Genomic DNA, 18,748 nt, shown 5'->3' on the forward strand with positions numbered 1-18,748 from the left:
CAGGCGCGCCCGTCATCCCCTGCCACCCTGCCGGTGCGCGGTCCGTTTTACAGCGTGCTGACCGCGCGCCACAGGTCGATTTTCCCGTCCCGCGCATACTGGTCGATCAGGGTAAGTTCATCCGTGCTGAAGGACTGGTTCGCCAGCGCATCCAGCGAGTTGTCCAGTTGCGCGACATTGCGCGCGCCGATCAGGGCGGATGTCACGCGCGGGTCGCGCAATACCCACGCAATGGCCATCTGCGCCAGGCTCTGCCCGCGTTTTGCGGCGATATCGTTCAGTGCGCGGACATGGGACAGGTTGTCCTCGCTCAGCATGTCGTGGCTGAAGGAGGAGCCGGCCGTCGCACGTGATCCTTGCGGCACGCCATGAAGGTACTTATTGGTCAGCAGCCCCTGCGCCAGTGGCGAAAACGCAATGCACCCCACCCCCAGTTCCGCCAGCGTATCCAGCAGGGAGACCTCGATCCAGCGGTTCAGCAGGGAATAGGACGGCTGGTGGATCAGCAGCGGCACGCCTTGCGCGCGCAGCAGTCCGGCCGCCTCGCGCGTGCGTTCGGGGCTGTAGGATGAAATGCCCACATACAGCGCCTTGCCCTGACGGACCAGTTGCACAAGCGCGCCGACCGTTTCCTCCAGCGGGACATCGGGGGTGGGGCGGTGTGAATAGAAAATATCCACGTAATCCAGTCCCATCCGCTTCAGGCTCTGCTCGGCGGAGGCAAGGATGTGCTTGCGTGATCCACCTTCCCCATACGGGCCGGGCCACATGTCCCACCCCGCCTTGGATGAAATGATCAGTTCATCGCGATGCGCCGCAAGGTCGTGTTTCAGGATCGCGCCGAAATTTTCTTCGGCCGATCCGTAAGGGGGACCATAATTGTTCGCCAGGTCAAAATGCGTCACCCCCCGGTCAAACGCCCGGCGGATCACCGCGCGTCCGGTTTCGAACACGTCCTCCCCACCAAAATTGTGCCACAGCCCCAGCGATATGGGCGGCAGGCTTATCCCGGAATGGCCGCAGCGGCGGAACCGGGCATGTGCGTATCGCTGTGTATCAGGAACCCATGTCACGGGCGGTCTTCCTTCTGTCAGGTGGGGATATAAGGCGGGAACTGATTGATCCCGCATGACCCTGCCCCTGTCCAGAGGGTAGGGACGGGAATTGATCGCGCGCGACCGCAGCAGCGGACCGCGTGCAACCGCCCCGGACAGTGCGCGTTCGCCCCGTAATGGGCGCGTATCCACCACCGTGACGCCCGCCTCCAGCACGAATGCAGCGCCATGAGCGATATGACGGCACCATGCAACACCAGTAGTGGGGAACAGGCGGTGACCGATCTGGCGCTGGACCTGCACTGGACATGGAATCACGCCACAGACCGGCTGTGGCGGCAGCTTGCGCCTGATATATGGGACCATACGCGCAATGCGTGGGCCGTGCTGCTCAATACGCCGCGCAGCCGCCTGCGCGGCCTGCTGGCCACGCCCGATTTTCGTGACATGCTTGACCAGCTGGTGCGCGCCCATGCCGAAAGTCGGGAAAAACCGGCATGGTTCACGCAGGCCTGCACCATGGCGCCCGCGCCCACCATCGCCTATTTCAGTATGGAATACATGCTGGACGAGGCCCTGCCCATCTATTCCGGTGGGCTGGGAAACGTGGCGGGGGACCAGCTGAAGGCCGCCAGCGACCTTGGCGTGCCGGTCGTGGCGGTGGGGCTGCTGTATGCGCAGGGGTACTTCCGGCAGGGTTTTTCCACGACAGGGCAGCAGGAAGCCCTGTATCCCATCAACGATCCCGCCCAGTTGCCGATTACCCCCGTATGTGATGGCAATGGCGACCGGCTGCGCGTGCCGTTCCGTATTGCTACGGGGCAGATCTGGCTGCGCGCATGGCGTGCGCGGGTGGGCCGGACGGTCCTTTACCTGCTGGACACCAATGACCCCGACAACCCGCCCGCCATCCGCTGCATTACCACCCAGCTTTATGGCGGGGACGACACCCTGCGCCTGCGTCAGGAAATGGTGCTGGGCATAGGGGGATGGCGCCTGCTGCGCGTGCTGGGCCTGCGGCCGGATGTCTGTCACCTTAATGAAGGCCATGCCGCCTTTGCCGCCCTTGAGCGCGCCTGCGGACTGATGGAGGATCTTGGCATCCCCTTTGCCCATGCCCTGACCATCGCCCGTGCGGGCACGGTCTTCACCACCCATACCGCCGTGCCCGCCGGATTTGACCGCTTTGCCCCCGAACTGGTCCGGCGGCATCTGGATTTTTACGCCCGTAATGACCTGCGCACGGACATCGCCGAGATCCTCGTGCTGGGACAGGGGGAGGGGGCCGCCCCGGATGCCCCCTTCAACATGGCCTGGCTGGCGCTGCGCGTCAGTGGTGCGGTCAATGCCGTCAGCCGCCTGCATGAACAGGTCAGCCGTGCCCTGTTCAACCCGCAGTTTCCCCGCTGGCCGCAGGGCGAGGTGCCGGTTTCCCATGTCACCAACGGGGTGCATGTGCCCACGTGGGACAGCGCTGCCGCTGATGCCCTGTGGACGAGCGCCACGGGCAAGGACCGCTGGCTTGGCACGCTGGAAGAAGTGGAGCACGGCATCCGCGCCATCCCCGACCATGATCTGTGGCACAGCCGCATGCAGGCCCGCGCGGCACTGGTCAGGTTCATGGTGGGGCAGCACAGCGCGCGGGCCTGCTTCATGGGCGGGCGGCATGAATGCGGCATGCCGCCGCCAGCGTTCGGCCCGGATGTCCTGACCATCGGGTTTGCGCGGCGTTTCGCCACCTACAAGCGTCCCGACCTGCTGCTGCATGATCCCGACAGGCTGGCCCGTATCCTGACCCGCGCGGACCGGCCCGTGCAACTGGTGATCGCGGGCAAGGCGCATCCGCGCGACATGGCGGGACAGGCGCTGATTACCCGGTGGATGGAGTTTATCCGCCGTCCGGATGTGCAGGGGCATGCGACCTTTCTGGTGGATTATGACATGTCCATTGCGCGACGGCTGGTGGAAGGGGTGGACCTGTGGATCAATACGCCCCTGCGCCCGTGGGAGGCCTGTGGCACCAGCGGCATGAAGGTCCTTGTCAATGGCGGCCTGAACGTGTCCGAACCCGACGGGTGGTGGGCGGAAGCAGGTGCGCCGGACGTGGGATGGGTCATTGGCGGCGGCATGGACCATGGCGAAGGCCCATCGCGCGACGCCCATGATGCGGACAGCCTGTACACCCTGCTGGAACGCGACATCGTCCCCCTGTTCTACCAGCGCGACGGGGATGGGGTGCCACAGGGATGGGTTGCGATCATGCGCGAAAGCATGGCGCGTCTGACCCCGCGTTTTTCAGCCAACAGGGCAGTGCGGGACTATACGCACGGGTTCTATCTGCCTGCCGCCGCCGCCTATCGCGCGCGGCTGGCCGATGGCGGGACGAAAGCAGCCGATATCGGGCGCTGGCGGCGGGCAATGGCGGCAGGATGGGCGGACATACGCTTTGGCGCGTTGCAGGTGACGCGCGTGGCGGATCGCTGGCATATCCATGTTGACCTGCATCTGGGGTCGATTACGCCCGATATGGTGCGGGTCCAGCTTTATGCCGATGTTCCCGCCGCCCCCCCCATCATCGTGCCCATGACACCGGCGGCGGGCGGACGGGACGGGTCAGTGGCCTATGGCGCGGAAGTGGACGCCAGCCGGCCTGCAACGGATTACACGCCACGGGTCACGGGCTTTCACCCCGATATGTCCATTCCACTGGAAGCGGCCTTCATCGCATGGCAGAAATAGACATGATGGCCGCAGGCGGAAAATAATAGTTCCGGTTCTGTATTTGGTAGTGTCGCCACATAATTGCCGTTTTATTATATGCGGACATATTTTTGAATATTGCAAAGTAATGACGCAGCGGCAGTACGATCACATAACCGTGTTGGTGAGACCATGCCGGTAATGACCCGTTAACTGTCACAGAACCAGAAAATATGACCGGTTTTTCCCCCTGCAAGGAAACAGGCCGATGGTCCGTGCGGTTACCCCTTTCTTTTCCCCGATCCGGCTGCTGTCCGTCACGGCAGAGATGTTTCCCTTCGTCAAGACAGGGGGGCTTGGTGACGTAACGGGGTCGCTGCCCGTGGCGCTTGCGCCCTATGGTGTCATGGTCACGACGCTGCTGCCCGGTTATCCCGCCGTCATGGCGGCGGCGCGTGAACGGCGGGTGGTTGCCCATGTGGACAGCCTGCTGGGACATGCCGCCACGCTGTGGTCCGCCACCGTGGACGGGCTGGATCTGCTGATCCTTGACGTGCCCGCCCTGTTTGACCGTCCGGGCAACCCGTATATGTGCCCCGATGGGCAGGACTGGCCCGATAACGGCATCCGTTTCGCGGTCCTGTCGCGCATGGGCGCCGATATCGCGCAGGGCCGGATCGACCAGTACCGACCCGACATCGTGCAGGCGCATGACTGGCAGTCCGGCCTTGTGGCGGCCTACCTGTACCATGACGGCATCGCGCTGGGCACGCCGCGCCCGCCCGTTGTCCAGACCATCCATAACCTTGCCTTCCAGGGGCGTTTCCCCGCGTCCTGCCTGGCGGAATTCGGCCTGCCGCCGGAGGCGTTTTCGGTCGAAGGGTGCGAATGTTATGGCGCGATCAGCTTCCTCAAGGCCGGGCTGTATTATGCCGACCGGATCACCACAGTTTCCCCCAGCTACGCGCAGGAAATCCAGACACCCGAAGGTGGCATGGGGCTGGACGGGCTGCTGCGCCACCGCAGCGACCGGCTGGAGGGCATCCTGAACGGCATCAACACCGATACGTGGAATCCGGCCAGTGATCCCGCAGTCCATTTCCCCTACGTCGTGGGGGATATGATCGGGCGCGCGCCCAACAAGCGCGACCTGCAGGCGGAATTCGGCCTGTGGGCGGACCCGAATGCATTCGTGATCGGCATTGTCAGCCGCCTGACCGCGCAGAAGGGCATAGACCTGCTGGCTGATGTCATGCCACGGCTGCTGGCGGGCAATACCCAGATTATCGTGGTGGGGGAAGGAGACCGGGACATCGAACGCGGCCTTGCCGCCCTGCATCGCCAGTATTCCGGGCGGTTCGCCTGCCATATCGGGTATAGCGAGGTGCTGGGCCACCGTGTGCCGGCTGGCGTGGACGCCCTGCTTATCCCCTCGCGGTTTGAACCCTGCGGGCTGACCCAGCTTGGCGCGCTGCACTACGGGGCCGTGCCGATTGCATCGCGCGTGGGTGGCCTGGCCGATACCATTGTGGACGCCAATCCCGCCGCCCTGGCGCGCGGCGGGGCGACGGGCTTCCTGTTCACGTCGGTGGATGGGGAAACGCTGGTCGCCGGTGTCGCGCGCGCGCGCACGCTGTACCGGCGCAACCGCCCGGCGTGGCGGCAGCTTCAGCTGAATGGCGCGGGATACGATGTGTCGTGGAATGACAAGGCGGCGCATTACGTCATGCTGTTTGCCGAAGTTCTGGGCATGGATATGTCGTCGCCTGCGGCATCCAACGTGATCTGCCTGCCCGGCGGGGCGGATATGGGCATGCGCCTGCGTGAAGGCCGCAGGCGCACGATCGCCCGCAGGCCGCCGCGCCTGTCCCGCCCGCTGGCCGCGCCGTACTGACGGCGCGCGCCACCCCACCGCGTCACGACATGGACATGATGATAAAGGCCCCGGCATGAGGATCAGGCACGATGCAGCCCATTATTCCCTTCCTGAAGGCGTTGATGACCTGGTGCATGGACGCAGTAGTGACCCGTTTTCCATCCTTGGCCGACATAACATGGGCAAGGTCGATGTTGTCCGCGTCCTGTACCATGACGCGGCGCGCGTAAGGCTGGTGGTGGAGCGCCCGCGTTCGGGTGCTACGGAACGGCCCATGCGGCGCATGGGCGATACCGGGCTGCATATCGGCACGATCCCCGCCGGTGCGCGTTACCACCTGAAGATCGTATGGGCCGACGCGGTGGAGGAAACGGCCGACCCCTACGCTTTTGGCCTGCTGGTGGATGAAGTGGACCTGCGCCTGTTTTCCGAAGGGCGGCATCCGCATCTCGACCGCGTGATGGGCGCGCAGCCCATGGTGGTGGACGGGACGCCGGGCGTGCGCTTTGCCGTATGGGCGCCGAATGCGCGGCGGGTGTCGGTCATTGGCGATTTCAATTTCTGGGATGGCAGGCGCCACCTCATGCGCCTGCGCCATGGGGCGGGGGTATGGGAACTGTTCATTCCCGGACTTGGTCCCGGTGAGCGGTACAAATTCGAAATCATGACGCGCGAGGGGCATATCCTGCCGCAGAAGGCCGACCCTTTCGCCCGTTTTGCCGAACGCCCCCCGGCAACAGCGTCCGTCATCGCATCGGCGGCGGCCTTTGCGTGGCAGGACCATGAATGGATGGAACGGCGCGCGGCACGGCAGGGGGAAGATGCGCCGGTGTCCATATATGAACTGCATGTCCCTTCATGGCGCAGGCCGCAGGGCGATCCCGACCGTATCGTGACATGGCGGGAACTGGCGGCGGAACTGATCCCGTACGTGCTGGCGACGGGGTTTACGCATGTGGAACTCATGCCCGTTACGGAATACCCCTTTGGCGGGTCATGGGGGTATCAGCCGCTGGGCCTGTTCGCGCCATCGGCGCGACATGGGACACCAGCGGATTTCGCGGCCTTTGTCGATGAATGCCACCGCGCGGGCATTGGCGTGATACTGGACTGGGTACCAGCCCATTTCCCCAACGATGCCCATGGGCTGGTCAGTTTTGACGGCTGTGCGCTGTATGAACACCAGGACCCGCGTGAGGGCGTGCACAGGGACTGGAACACACATATCTACAACCTTGGCCGGCACGAAGTGCGTGGCTTCCTGATCGCCAGTGCGTTGATGTGGCTGGAACGCTTCCATATCGACGGCCTGCGGGTCGATGCGGTGGCGTCCATGCTGTACCGGGACTACAGCCGCAGGGACGGGGAGTGGATACCCAACGTGCATGGCGGCCGTGAAAACCTGGAGGCCGTGGCCTTCCTGCGGCAGCTGAACCAGACGGTGCGCAACACCATTCCCGACGCCATTACGGTGGCAGAGGAATCAACCGCCTGGCCCGGCGTTACCCGGTCGGTGGAACAGGGGGGGCTTGGTTTTTCCTATAAATGGAACATGGGCTGGATGCATGACAGCCTGCGGTTTTTCGCCCGTGATCCGCTATGGCGGAGCTATCACCTGCCTGAAATCCTGTTCGGGCTGCACTATGCCTTCAGCGAACGGTTCATCCTGTGCCTGTCGCATGACGAGGTTACGCACGGCAAGGGATCACTGCTGTCGCGCATGCCCGGTGACAACTGGCAGCGCCACGCCAGCATGCGGCTGTTCCTTGCCTTCATGTGGGCGCATCCGGGCAAAAAGCTGATTTTCATGGGCATTGAATTCGCGCAGGAAGGCGAGTGGTCGCATGATGGCCAGCCGGAATGGCATATCCTGTCCGACCCGCTCAAATCCGGCATGCGGCAGCTGGTGGCCGACCTCAACCATACATACCGCGTGCTGCCCGCGCTTCATGCGCGCGATTGCGACCCGGCGGGTTTTGCATGGGTCATTGGCGATGACACGGTCAATACGGTCATTGCGTGGCTGCGTTTCGCCCCCGGCCATGTGCCGGTCCTTGTCGTGCTCAACATGACGCCGGTTGTCCGCCACGACTATCGCGTGGGGGTGCCGGTTGGCGGTCAGTGGCGCGAGTGCCTCAATTCCGACGCCACCGAGTACGGCGGCAGCGGGGTGGGGAACGGGGGATACGTCATGGCGACCGATCATGCAGCCCATGGGCACCCGTGTTCGTGCGCGCTGACGCTGCCGCCACTGGCCGCCGTGTACCTGCATCCGGCAGGGGGGATGGCATGATGCGTTTTCCGTCATCGCTCCTGCCTGGAACACCCACGCGGCTTGGAGCCAACTGGGATGGCATGGGTGTCAATTTTGCGGTGTTTTCCGCCAATGCGCAGCAGATTGACCTGTGCCTGTTCGACCCGCGCGACCGGCGCGAGATCGCACGTTTCCACCTGCCTGAATATACGGACGAAGTCTGGCACGGCTACCTGCCGGATGCGGAACCGGGGCTGTTGTACGGCTTTCGCGCCTTTGGGCCGTATGACCCGGTCAATGGCCACCGTTTCAATCCGCACAAGCTGCTGATCGATCCGTATGCCCGCCGCCTGACCGGCCCGATTTCATGGTCGGACATGCAGTTTGGCTACCGCCTGCATTCGCCGCGTGTCGACCTGTCGTTCGACCGGCGCGACAGCGCGCCCTACATGCCGCGCTGCGTGGTGGTGAATGACGCGTATGAATGGGAGGATGACGCCCTGCCGCGCGTGCCGTGGGACCGCACCGTCATCATGGAAGCCCACGTGAAGGGGCTGACCATGCGCCGCGCAATGGAACGCACCCCCCACCCCGGCACGTTCCAGGCGCTGGGGACGCCTGAAATGATCGCCCACCTGCACCGGCTGGGCGTCACCACGCTGGAACTGCTGCCCATCCAGTGCTTTGCCCCCGAACGCTACCTGCTTGAACGCGGGCTGACCAATTACTGGGGATACAACACGCTGGCGTTTTTCGTGCCGCATGCGGGCTATCTGGCCAACGGTTCACCGCATGAACTGCGCGCGGCCATCCGGCGGCTGCACAAGGCCGGGATCGAGGTGGTGATGGACGTGGTCTACAACCATACCTGCGAAGGGAGCGAGCTGGGGCCCACCCTGTGTTACCGGGGGCTGGACAACGCCACCTATTACCGTCTTGTGCCGGGAAACGAACGGCACCTGATCAACGATACCGGGTGTGGCAATACGCTCAACCTGTCGCACCCGCGGGTGCTGCAGATGGTGCTGGATTCCCTGCGGTACTGGGCGAATGAATTCCATGTCGATGGCTTCCGCTTCGACCTGGCCCCCGTTCTGGGGCGCGAGCCATACGGCTTTGACCCGGGGTCCGGGTTTTTCGATGCGATCATACAGGACCCTGTCCTGTCCGAACGCAAGCTGATTGCCGAACCATGGGACCCCGGGCCGGGTGGCTACCAGTTTGGCAATTTCCCGCCCGGCTTTGCCGAATGGAACGACCGTTTCCGCGATACCACGCGCCGGTTCTGGCGTGGGGATGCAATGCAGCAGGGCGAAATGGCGGCCCGCATTGCCGGGTCGGGCGACCTGCTGGACAAGCGCGGGCGCAGGCCGTGGAGTTCAATCAACATCCTGACCACGCATGACGGGTTCACGCTGGAGGATGTGGTCAGCTACGCCGGGCGGCATAATGAGGCCAACAAGGAAAACGGGCAGGACGGCCACGCCGAAAACTACAGCGCCAACTGGGGCGTGGAAGGGCCAAGCGATGACCCCGCCATCGTAAACCTGCGTGGCCGGGTGCAGCGTGCAATGATGGCCACCCTCATGCTGTCGCACGGCACGCCCATGATTCTGGCGGGTGATGAGTTCGGCCAGACCCAGAACGGCAACAACAACGCCTACTGTCAGGATAATCCCATAAGCTGGCTGGACTGGGACCGCGCCGCATCGCCCGGGGGGCAGGCCATGATCGGATTTGTGGCGCGGCTTTCGGCGCTGCGCCGGGCGCATCCTTCGCTGCGGGCGGCGCGTTACATGCATGGACGGCACCACCCGCTGCCCGGGCTGGCTGATATTGGCTGGTTCCGCCGTGATGGCTCGCCCATGGGGCAGGAACAGTGGGGCGAGGAAGCCTTCCACCTGCTGGGCGTGCGGCGCGCCAGCATGGATGCGCATGACGGGGTGGACATAACCTACATGCTGCTCAACCCCGGTGGCGATGACATCAGGGCCATGCTGCCGGGGCCGGAGGGGCGATGGACGATGCTGCTGGACACCACCAGTCCCGAAAAGCCCGAAACGGTGCTGGACGAAAGTGCGAAGGATGTTGTCGTGCCCGCGCATGGCCTGCTGCTGCTGTCGCTTGCCCCCGATGCCGAACCTGATACATCGCCTGCCGGGGACGCGCCATGAACCGGTATTTCCAGCATCCGCGCCATGCCGGGGCGACGATGGTGGACGGTGGCCACACGCGCTTCCGCCTGTGGGCGCCGTCATGCGATACCGTCATGCTGGAGGTGGAAGGCCACGCGCCCGCCCCCATGGCGCGGCGCAAGGGGGGATGGTACGAATGCGTCTTTCCCTGCGGTTCCGGCGCGCGGTACCGCTACCGCGTTGCCCCTGACCTTGCGGTGCCTGACCCTGCGTCATGCTACCAGCCCGAGGACGTGCACGGGCCAAGCATGGTGATCGATTCAGGGGCATATGACTGGCAGTATCCCCGCTGGGCCGGGCGGCCGTGGCATGATGTCGTGATATACGAACTCCATGTCGGACTGATGGGCGGGTACGCAGGGGTTGCGCGCGACCTGCCGCGCATTGCGGCCCTCGGGTTCACCGCCATTGAACTCATGCCCCTGTCGGAGATACCGGGCGGACGCAACTGGGGATATGACGGCGTGCTGCCGTATGCCCCGGAATCCTCTTATGGCCATCCTGATGATCTCAAGGCGCTGGTCGATGCGGCGCACGGGCTTGGGCTCATGGTGTTCCTGGATGTGGTGTACAACCATTTCGGGCCGGACGGGAATTACCTGGCCGCCTATGCCGCCCCGTTCTTTCGTGCCGACCAGCCCACGCCATGGGGGGCGGCCATTGATTTCCGGCAGGCGGCAGTGCGGACGTTTTTTGAAGATAATGCGCTGTACTGGTTGATGGAATTCCGTTTTGACGGGCTGCGGCTTGATGCGGTGCAGGCCATTACTGAACGTGACTGGCTGCGTGAACTGCCCGCGCGCGTCCGGGCGCGGACCGAACCGGGACGGCACATACACCTGATCGTGGAAAACGAGAACAATGACGCGGGCCTGCTGCGCGCGGGGTATCGCGCCCAGTGGAATGATGACGCCCATAACGCCCTGCACGTCCTGCTGACGGGGGAGGATGAAGGATATTACGGCAATTTCTCCCCCGCGCCCGCGACGGCCCTTGCACGCGTGCTGGCGGAAGGGTTTGCCTTTCAGGGCGAAACATCGCCCGTCACGCACCTGCCGCGTGGCAGCCCCAGCGCGGACCTGCCGCCGGACCGGTTCATCATCTTCCTGCAGAACCATGACCAGATCGGCAACCGGGCGATGGGCGAACGGCTGGGTGTGCTGGCCGCCCGGCAGGCGTTACGCGCGGCCTACGGGCTTGTGCTGCTGTGCCCGCAGATCCCCCTGCTGTTCATGGGGGAGGAATGGGGATCACGTCGTCCCTTCCTGTTTTTCACCAGTCATACGCCTGAACTGGGCCGGATCGTACGGGACGGGCGGCGGCGGGAATTTGCCGGGTTTTCGCATTTTGCCTCCCCCGAAACGCGCGACACCATCCCCGATCCCAATGCGCCGGAAACCTTCACGGCGTCCCGTCCGTGCGAGGCGGAACGCACCGCGTCCGGTCATGTGGCGTGGACCGCCTTCATCCATGACCTTCTGGTCCTGCGCCATCGCTGGATCATGCCCCGCCTGTCCGGCGCGCACGCCATGGGCGCGCAGGTGATCGGGCCAAAGGCGGTGGTGGCGCGCTGGCGCATGGGTGACGGGGCGGTTCTGGGCATTGCGCTCAACCTGGACGCGGCCCCCGTGCCCATGGCCGATGCGCTGGAGGGACGGTGCCTGTATGCGCTGCCGCAGGCTGCCGACATGACTGCGGACAGCCTGCCACCCCATTGCGTCATGGTCCGCCTGACCGAGGTGCATGATGAATAACCGCGACCTTGTCGATCGTGCCCGCCATGCCGGGCTGAGCATGCGCTGGCGCGACGCGGCGGGGCAGATCCACCGTGTTTCCAACGAAAGCGTGCGCCGCCTGCTGGCCGTGCTGGAGGGACATGACGCCCCCGTTGCCGCCGGACTGCCGCCCATGATCGTGACGGTAATGGGACAGCTGACCCCGCTGACCCTGCCGGATGGCATGCAGGCAGGCGATTTCCGGCTGGAGACGGAAACGGGGGAGGTGGTGGAAGGCCCGTTGCGCCGCATACGCGGCCGGCCGGCCCTGCCGCCGTTCCGGTCGTGCGGGTATCACCACCTGTCGATCGGGCCGCATGCCACCACCCTTGCGGTGGCGCCGCCCGGCTGTCCCACCATTGACGCACGGATGGACGGGGTGGGGGGCATGCGGCCATGGGGCGTGGGTGCGCAGGTTTATGGCCTGCGTACGCCCGGTGACGGGGGGATTGGCCATCTGGGGGCCGTGGCGACCCTGTCGCGCCTTGCCGCGGCGCGGGGGGCGGACGCGCTGGCCATAAGTCCGGTCCATGCCATGTTTGCCGCGCGGCGGGATCAGTACAGCCCGTATTCACCGTCCTCGCGGCTGTTCCTCAATGTCCTGCTGGCCGATCCGCTGGCGGTGTTCGATACGGCAACGGTGCAGGCGGCGGCCCTGCGTAATGGCCGGACCTATATCGATACGGTCAGGATGCTGGAAGATGCGCCCCTGATCGACTGGCCGCAGGCGGCGGCCCGGCGTTATGAACTGCTGCGGCGGCTGTATGAGGAACGGATCGTGCCGCACCCTCCGGCCGAACTGGCCGAATTCCGCAAGGTACGTGGCGTGGCGCTGGAACAGCACGCGGTGTTCGAAACCCTGCATGCCTATTTTTCCACCCGTGGCGGGCGCGGTGGGGACTGGCGGCAGTGGCCGGTTGCGATGCGCCGCCCCGACAGCCCGGAAGTCGCGCGGTTTGCCTATGAATTCGCCAGTGACGTGAACTTTCATGTGTTCGTGCAGTGGCTGGCCGCCAGAAGCATGGAACAGGCATGTGGCGCGGCGCGTGCCGTGGGCATGCGGATCGGGCTGGTGGCCGACATGGCGGTGGGCGTTGACCCGACGGGCAGCGAATGCTGGTCACGGCAGCAGGAATTCCTTGTCGGTGCGTCCATCGGCGCGCCGCCAGATGCCCTCAGCCCCGTGGGTCAGGACTGGGGGCTGACCACCTTTTCCCCCGCGGGCCTGCGGGCGGGCGGCTACCGTGCCTTTATCGAAACGGTGCGCGCGGGGCTGGCGCATGCCGGGGGAATACGCATCGACCATGTCATGGCGCTGGAGCGGTTATGGGTCATACCGCAGGGCGGAACATCGGCGGAGGGGGCGTACCTGTCCTTTCCCGTGCGTGACCTCATGCGGCTTGTGGCGCTGGAAGCCACGCGCGCCAACGCCATCGTGATTGGCGAGGATCTGGGCACGGTCACGTCCGCCTTCCGGACAATGGCGCAGAAACACGGGATCATGGGCATGAACGTGATGTTTTTCGAACGTACGCCACAGGGCGCGTTCAGGCCGCCGGCAACATGGTCGGCTAACGCCACCGCCATGACCACGACGCATGACCTGCCCACCGTGGCGGGATGGTGGCAGGGAACCGATATCGACTGGCGCGTGAAGCTGGGGCAGATGGCGCCGGGCGTGGATGGCGTCACCCTGAAGGATGAACGTGAAAACGACCGCACCGCGCTGTGGGCGGCCATGACGACCCCATTGGCCAGCCCTACCGCCCGCAGGAAGCCGGGTGCTGAAAAACCGCCCGCCACCGCCGCGGGGGCGGCGCGGGTGGTGGATGAAGCCATAGGTTTCGTCGCCCGCGCGGTATGTCCGCTGGCGGTCATTCCGCTGGAGGACCTGCTGGGCCTGGATGAACAGCCCAACCTGCCTGGTACCACCAGTGGCCATCCCAACTGGTGCAGGCGGTATCCGGGCATGACCGCCACCGTGCTGTCTGGTGTGGATGCGCGCCGGCGTTTCGGGCGCCTGCGGGCGGGCAGGTCGTCATGAACAGTTGCCATGGCGCGCCATCGGTGCGGGCGACGTATCGCCTGCAGTTCCGTGGCGGGATGACGCTGGACGGCGCGACGGCGCTTGTGCCGCAGCTTGCGCGACTGGGGGTAAGCCATCTCTATGCCTCGCCGCTGCTGGCCGCGTGTCCCGGTTCCACGCATGGTTATGACACGATCCGCCATGACCGGATTGATCCCGTGCTGGGGGATGAAGCGGCGCTGGCGCGTCTGGCCGCGCGGCTGCATGCCCATGGCATGGGGCTGATCATGGACATCGTGCCCAACCACATGGCGGCGGACGGGCATAATCCGTGGTGGAGGGATGTGCTGACATGGGGCCGGGCGTCGGTTCACGCCAACTGGTTCGACATTGACTGGGACGTGCCGGACCCCGACCTGCATGGGCGTGTCATGCTGCCCGTCCTTGACCGCCCGTCTGATGACGCGCTGGCGGCGGGGCTGCTGGTGCTGCGCCATGATGGGGAAAGCGGGCTGTTTTTCATCCATCACCATGACCAGCGCTTTCCGCTGTGTCCCACGGGGTATGCTGGCCTGCTGGCTGCGGTGGATGCGCCGGGACACCTGCTGGCGGCCTTTACCACCGTGGCCATGCGCGCAGGTCCAGGGCGGGAGGTGGATGCGGCGGTGGACATGCTGCGGCAATGGGCGGCGACCGGCGCGGGCCGGGTGGCCATGGCCCGTATCGCGATGATCCATGACGGTACCAACCTGTCGGGTCGGGCGCGGCTGACGGGTGTGCTGGCGGGGCAGGCATGGCATCTGGCGTGGTGGCGGGACGGGGTGTTGCGCCTGAACTGGCGGCGGTTTTTTGATATTACCGGCCTTGTCAGCCTGCGTGTCGAACGTGAGGACGTGTTCGAGGCGGTGCATGGCTATGTCCTGTCCCTGTACCGTCGCGGGCTGGTTGACGGGTTGCGTGTGGACCATATCGATGGATTGAGTGCGCCCGCGGTCTATTGCCAGCGCCTGCGCGCCCGGCTGGACGCCCTGACGCCCGACCGCCCGGAGGACGCATTGCCGGGCGGGGCGGTATATGTCGAAAAGATCCTGGCCGAAGGGGAAGCGCTTCCCGCCGCATGGCCGGTTGACGGCACCACGGGCTATGACTTCATGGATCAGGTATCGGCCGTGCTGCACGATCCTGCCGGGGCTGGTGTGCTGGACCGGCTATGGGCCGGGTGCGGGCCGGACGCCAGCATGCCCGCCCCGATTGCCCGGGCGGCGCGCGCCTATCTGCTGGATCAGGTCTTTTGCGCGGAATTCGGCCATCTGGCAGCCCTGCTGCGTCAGTGCCTGCCTGATGAAGGCGGATCATGGGCGGCGCAGGACATACGGCCCGCGCTGGAAAGCCTGCTGCTGTGGTTTGGCCCGTACCGCACCTATTTCGGGGATGAGGCGGTACAGGACCATGGGGGGGACGCCATGGCGCTGGACAGGGCGAAAATGGCGGCACGCCGGATTGCCACGGGCGAACAGGCCATGGTGGTGGAGGACATTGCGCGCCTGCTGTCCGCCTGTCCCGAATGGGCACCGCCCCCTGTGGTGCGCCGGGCGCAGCAGGCGTTTGAACACCTGACCGCGCCACTGGCCGCCAAATCGCTGGAGGATACGACCTTCTACCGTTATGGCCGCCTGCTGTCGCGTAACGAGGTGGGGTCGGACCCGGCCGTACTGGGGCTGCCGGTCGCGACCTTCCATGCCAGTTGCCTGTTGCGGCAGGCGCATTTTCCCCATGCGCTGCTGGCGACCGCAACCCATGACCACAAGCGCGGGGAGGATGCCCGCGCCCGCCTTGCGGTCCTGAGCACGATGGCCGCCGAATGGGAACGGCAGGTGCATGACTGGTTTGCCCATAATCACGCGACAGGTCGCGGCGGGCCGGACCGTATTGACGAAGTGATGCTGTACCAGACGATGGTGGGGGCATGGCCGCTGGAGCCGTTTGCAAATGATGCGGAACGGCTGCATTTCCGCAGGCGCATCCAGCAATGGCAGACCAAGGCCCTGCGTGAGGCCAAGCGCCATACCGGGTGGATCAGCCCCGATACGGCATATGAGGACGCCTGCGCCGGGTTTGTGGACCGCCTGCTTGATCCCGTTGTCTCCGCCGCCTTCCTGCGGCAGATGGCCGGATTTGTGGACCGTATCGCCCCGGCGGGCGCGGTGAACGGCCTTGCGCAGACCCTGCTGCGGCTGACCACGCCGGGGGTGCCGGACCTGTATCAGGGGTGTGAGTTATGGGATTTCAGCCTTGTCGATCCCGATAACCGGGCACCGGTCAATTTCGATTACCGCGCGATGCTGCTTGAACAGTCCACCAGTTTTGCCGCTGCCGCCGCGACATGGCGCACGGGGCGGGTCAAGCAGGACATGATCCGGCGCATCCTTGCATTCCGCCAGAATTATCCGGACCTGTTTACGGATGGAACCTATGAACCCGTGGACATCGGGGGGGATGACCGGTCCCACGGCATTGCCTTCATGCGGCGGCATGGGGGGATCAGCCTGCTGGTCGTAGCCCCGCGTCTGCCAGCGGGGCTGGCGATCCATGCCGGGACGCTGGCCGTGGGGCGGGATATGGATCTTTCCCTTGTGCTGCCCGATATGGGGGGGCAATGGCACAGCCTGCTGGGTGATGTGCCCCGGCAGGTAACGCATCCCTTCACACGCGGACAGGTGCCCCTGACCTGCCTTGTCCACCATGAAGGGGCATAGTGACCGGAAAACTGCCCGGGCCGGTTTTCGTCCCGGCCGGTCCGTTCATTCCGGATCACATCGTGCGGAGAAAAACACCATCGGCCCGAACTTATGTTAACATCTCGCGTTGGGTGCATGTGGCGGGCTGCCATCGCACCCTTCACAAACCTCGTGACAGTTCCAGTACCCACCATGCAGATGCAGGGAGATGGACATGACGACGTCAGATCACACCGTGAACAATCAGGAACTTGAACTGCGGGCCATAAACCTGTGGAACAAACAGCATCCCGACCGGCCATGGCGGCGGTTAAGCAACCTTCATCGTTATCGCAGGACAACGCATGCGTTGCAGGGGATTCCGGCTTTTCCTGAAGAACAGGCGCAGTTCCGGTTTCTTGCTTCGCATGGCATGGGCCTTTCGCAGGGTGAAAGCCGCGGGTGATACGGGGGCGGCGGGTGTCCTGTCGCCCCGGCTGTACATGTGAATGAATGGGGTGGGGCAGGTACGGTCACGTGCCTGCCCCATCGTGTATGTTCAGTGCAGGGCGGAAGGGCTGCGCAGGGTCTGGTGACTGGAAGACATGCCCGGACTGTCGGGCGTGTTCCCGGCTGGCTGCCGTGTCAGCGGATGGTCCGGCTGCTGCGGCGCAGGCGCGGCCTGTTCCGGCAGGGGTTCCGTCTTGCGTGAATAGGGCTGGGTGCGTTCGATGGTGGACGGCGAATTGGACCCCGGCTGGCTTACGCTTTCATCACGTGGATGATGCTGCGCCATGGCGGCGGGGGATACGGCCAGCAGCATGCACAGCACGACAGGCGCAGGAAGGTATCGCATCACGTCGTCTCCTCTGAAGATGGCTGGATGGGACGCAGGGGCAACGGCTGGCCTGTCCGGCGGTCCGGTTGCGGCGTTTCATGCATCCCCTGTCCATATCGCGCGGGGATATGAACAGTTTCGGCCTGATGAATGTCTTTATTGTAATATGGGAGGGATTACTTTTGCGCGCGAAGTGGGTGGCGTGACATTCCATTTTGAATTTATAATTATTTTATAAATTACAATTTGAAACTTTTGTTAAAATCGACACGTTCATGCCCGGCGTCGTTATGGTAAATTCCGGATACGCAACAGTTCAGGTAAAGCCGAAATGATGCATCAGATCTGGGGGTAAAACGCTTTCATCACATTGGTGCGGTTACGACGCATGTAATGATGGGAGGACGAACATGCCGAACAGACTATCCCAAAAAAAGGACTTCTTTGATTCGGAGTTCTGTCAGCATAAGAATTTCTGGCAGAAACGGAAGGTTTCTGTACTGTCTGACATGATGTTTGATCTTCACAACAGGAAATTCGCCAGACAGGTCAGTCACGTCGCAACACGGCACCCGATCCGGAAAATACTTGTCACCTCGGTTCAGGTTCCCAAACGGGACAGGAAGCTGCGCACGGTATTCAACCGGTTTCAGAAAACACGGCACAGTGTTGATTTCGCCCCCGCCCGCATGATGCAGGGAAAAGGAAAGTTCAGCAATATCAATAAAGCCCTGTCACAGGTCAACCTGTCGGATTATGACTGGGTTATCGTAACGGATGATGATGTGGATCTGCCACCGCGGTTTCTGGACATGTTCATTCCGTTATGTGAAATCATGAAGCTGAAAATATCGCAGCCTGCGCACCGCTATCATTCCTATACATCCTTTACGTTCAACTACAGGAAATGGAACAGTATCGCGCGTGTGACGCGATATGTGGAGGACGGCCCGGTCACGGCGTTCCATCGTGATGCCATGTCCTACCTGTTTCCGTTCCCGGAACTGCGCTGGGCATGGGCGACCGACATCCTGTTCTGTCATGAAGCGCACAGGCACAACCATAACGTCGGTATTGTCGATTATACGGCCATCGAACACCTCAAGCCCGCCGGCAATGATTATTCCGTGCAGGAGGCCATGACCGAAGCCCGCGCGTTCCTGGCACGCAGATCATTGCAGCCGGACCGGCAGGAACTGTTCCGCAGTACGGAAATACTGCGCCGGATTGATCATAACTTCCTGAATTGCGATATCATGGTATAAAATGGTTGCATGTACTTCGCGCAACAGGAAATGGTCGGCTGTGCATC

The 18,748-nt window shown here is 64.0% G+C and carries 11 protein-coding genes; 9 read left to right on the top strand and 2 right to left on the bottom strand.

Annotation, left to right across the window (positions count from 1 at the left end; translation table 11 throughout):
* Positions 1-47: 47 nt before the first annotated feature.
* A complete protein-coding gene (gene mgrA / locus B7449_RS05520; protein ID WP_039736116.1) occupies positions 48-1,073 on the bottom strand; it encodes an L-glyceraldehyde 3-phosphate reductase in 1,026 nt (341 codons plus the stop codon).
* 210 nt (positions 1,074-1,283) lie between these two features.
* Here mgrA and glgP point away from each other — a divergent pair, with 210 nt between their 5' ends.
* The 8 genes from glgP to B7449_RS05560 all read left to right on the top strand — a co-directional run bounded on the left by glgP (position 1,284) and on the right by B7449_RS05560 (position 17,064).
* Positions 1,284-3,794 (top strand): alpha-glucan family phosphorylase, encoded by a 2,511-nt coding sequence (gene glgP / locus B7449_RS05525; RefSeq protein ID WP_039736095.1) that lies wholly within the window; start codon positions 1,284-1,286, stop codon positions 3,792-3,794.
* Positions 3,795-4,023: 229 nt separating this feature from the next.
* Positions 4,024-5,649, top strand: a complete 1,626-nt coding sequence (glgA, locus tag B7449_RS05530; protein ID WP_039736096.1) for a glycogen synthase GlgA — start codon at positions 4,024-4,026, stop codon at positions 5,647-5,649.
* Between the two features lie 55 nt (positions 5,650-5,704).
* Positions 5,705-7,924, top strand: coding sequence for a 1,4-alpha-glucan branching protein GlgB (glgB, locus tag B7449_RS05535; protein WP_039736097.1), 2,220 nt, complete (start codon positions 5,705-5,707; stop codon positions 7,922-7,924).
* Entirely contained in the window at positions 7,921-10,059 is a 2,139-nt protein-coding gene (gene glgX, locus B7449_RS05540; RefSeq protein WP_039736098.1) for a glycogen debranching protein GlgX, read from the top strand. Before glgB ends, glgX begins: the two co-directional genes overlap by 4 nt.
* Positions 10,056-11,834, top strand: a complete 1,779-nt coding sequence (gene treZ / locus B7449_RS05545) for a malto-oligosyltrehalose trehalohydrolase (RefSeq protein ID WP_039736099.1) — start codon at positions 10,056-10,058, stop codon at positions 11,832-11,834. The genes glgX and treZ overlap by 4 nt, the downstream gene beginning before the upstream one ends.
* Complete coding sequence (gene malQ / locus B7449_RS05550; RefSeq protein WP_039736118.1) at positions 11,827-13,899, top strand: 4-alpha-glucanotransferase; 2,073 nt, start codon at positions 11,827-11,829, stop codon at positions 13,897-13,899. Before treZ ends, malQ begins: the two co-directional genes overlap by 8 nt.
* Positions 13,896-16,637, top strand: a complete 2,742-nt coding sequence (treY, locus tag B7449_RS05555) for a malto-oligosyltrehalose synthase (protein WP_039736119.1) — start codon at positions 13,896-13,898, stop codon at positions 16,635-16,637. Before malQ ends, treY begins: the two co-directional genes overlap by 4 nt.
* Before the next feature lie 196 nt (positions 16,638-16,833).
* Complete coding sequence (locus B7449_RS05560; protein WP_232275569.1) at positions 16,834-17,064, top strand: hypothetical protein; 231 nt, start codon at positions 16,834-16,836, stop codon at positions 17,062-17,064.
* A 93-nt stretch (positions 17,065-17,157) separates the two neighbouring features.
* Here the strand turns inward: B7449_RS05560 and B7449_RS05565 are convergent, their stop codons facing one another.
* Positions 17,158-17,454 (bottom strand): hypothetical protein, encoded by a 297-nt coding sequence (locus tag B7449_RS05565; RefSeq protein WP_199858392.1) that lies wholly within the window; start codon positions 17,452-17,454, stop codon positions 17,158-17,160.
* Positions 17,455-17,945: 491 nt separating this feature from the next.
* Between B7449_RS05565 and B7449_RS05570 the strand changes: the two genes are divergently transcribed.
* The gene (locus tag B7449_RS05570; protein WP_235721164.1) at positions 17,946-18,701 is read left to right on the top strand and encodes a hypothetical protein; all 756 of its coding nucleotides are present in this window, start codon (positions 17,946-17,948) and stop codon (positions 18,699-18,701) included.
* Positions 18,702-18,748: the final 47 nt, after the last annotated feature.

Source organism: Komagataeibacter intermedius TF2, assembly GCF_000964425.1.
Taxonomy (GTDB): Bacteria; Pseudomonadota; Alphaproteobacteria; order Acetobacterales; family Acetobacteraceae; genus Komagataeibacter; species Komagataeibacter intermedius.

Excerpts from the sequence above, each read along its gene's own strand:
- treZ (WP_039736099.1), top strand. The coding sequence starts at position 10,056 with ATGAACCGGTATTTCCAGCATCCGCGCCATGCCGGGGCGACGATGGTG.
- glgX (WP_039736098.1), top strand. The coding sequence starts at position 7,921 with ATGATGCGTTTTCCGTCATCGCTCCTGCCTGGAACACCCACGCGGCTT.
- B7449_RS05570 (WP_235721164.1), top strand. The coding sequence starts at position 17,946 with ATGATGTTTGATCTTCACAACAGGAAATTCGCCAGACAGGTCAGTCAC.
- glgA (WP_039736096.1), top strand. The coding sequence starts at position 4,024 with ATGGTCCGTGCGGTTACCCCTTTCTTTTCCCCGATCCGGCTGCTGTCC.
- malQ (WP_039736118.1), top strand. The coding sequence starts at position 11,827 with ATGAATAACCGCGACCTTGTCGATCGTGCCCGCCATGCCGGGCTGAGC.
- glgB (WP_039736097.1), top strand. The coding sequence starts at position 5,705 with ATGAGGATCAGGCACGATGCAGCCCATTATTCCCTTCCTGAAGGCGTT.
- treY (WP_039736119.1), top strand. The coding sequence starts at position 13,896 with ATGAACAGTTGCCATGGCGCGCCATCGGTGCGGGCGACGTATCGCCTG.
- glgP (WP_039736095.1), top strand. The coding sequence starts at position 1,284 with ATGAGCGATATGACGGCACCATGCAACACCAGTAGTGGGGAACAGGCG.
- B7449_RS05565 (WP_199858392.1), bottom strand. The coding sequence starts at position 17,454 with ATGCGATACCTTCCTGCGCCTGTCGTGCTGTGCATGCTGCTGGCCGTA.
- B7449_RS05560 (WP_232275569.1), top strand. The coding sequence starts at position 16,834 with ATGACGACGTCAGATCACACCGTGAACAATCAGGAACTTGAACTGCGG.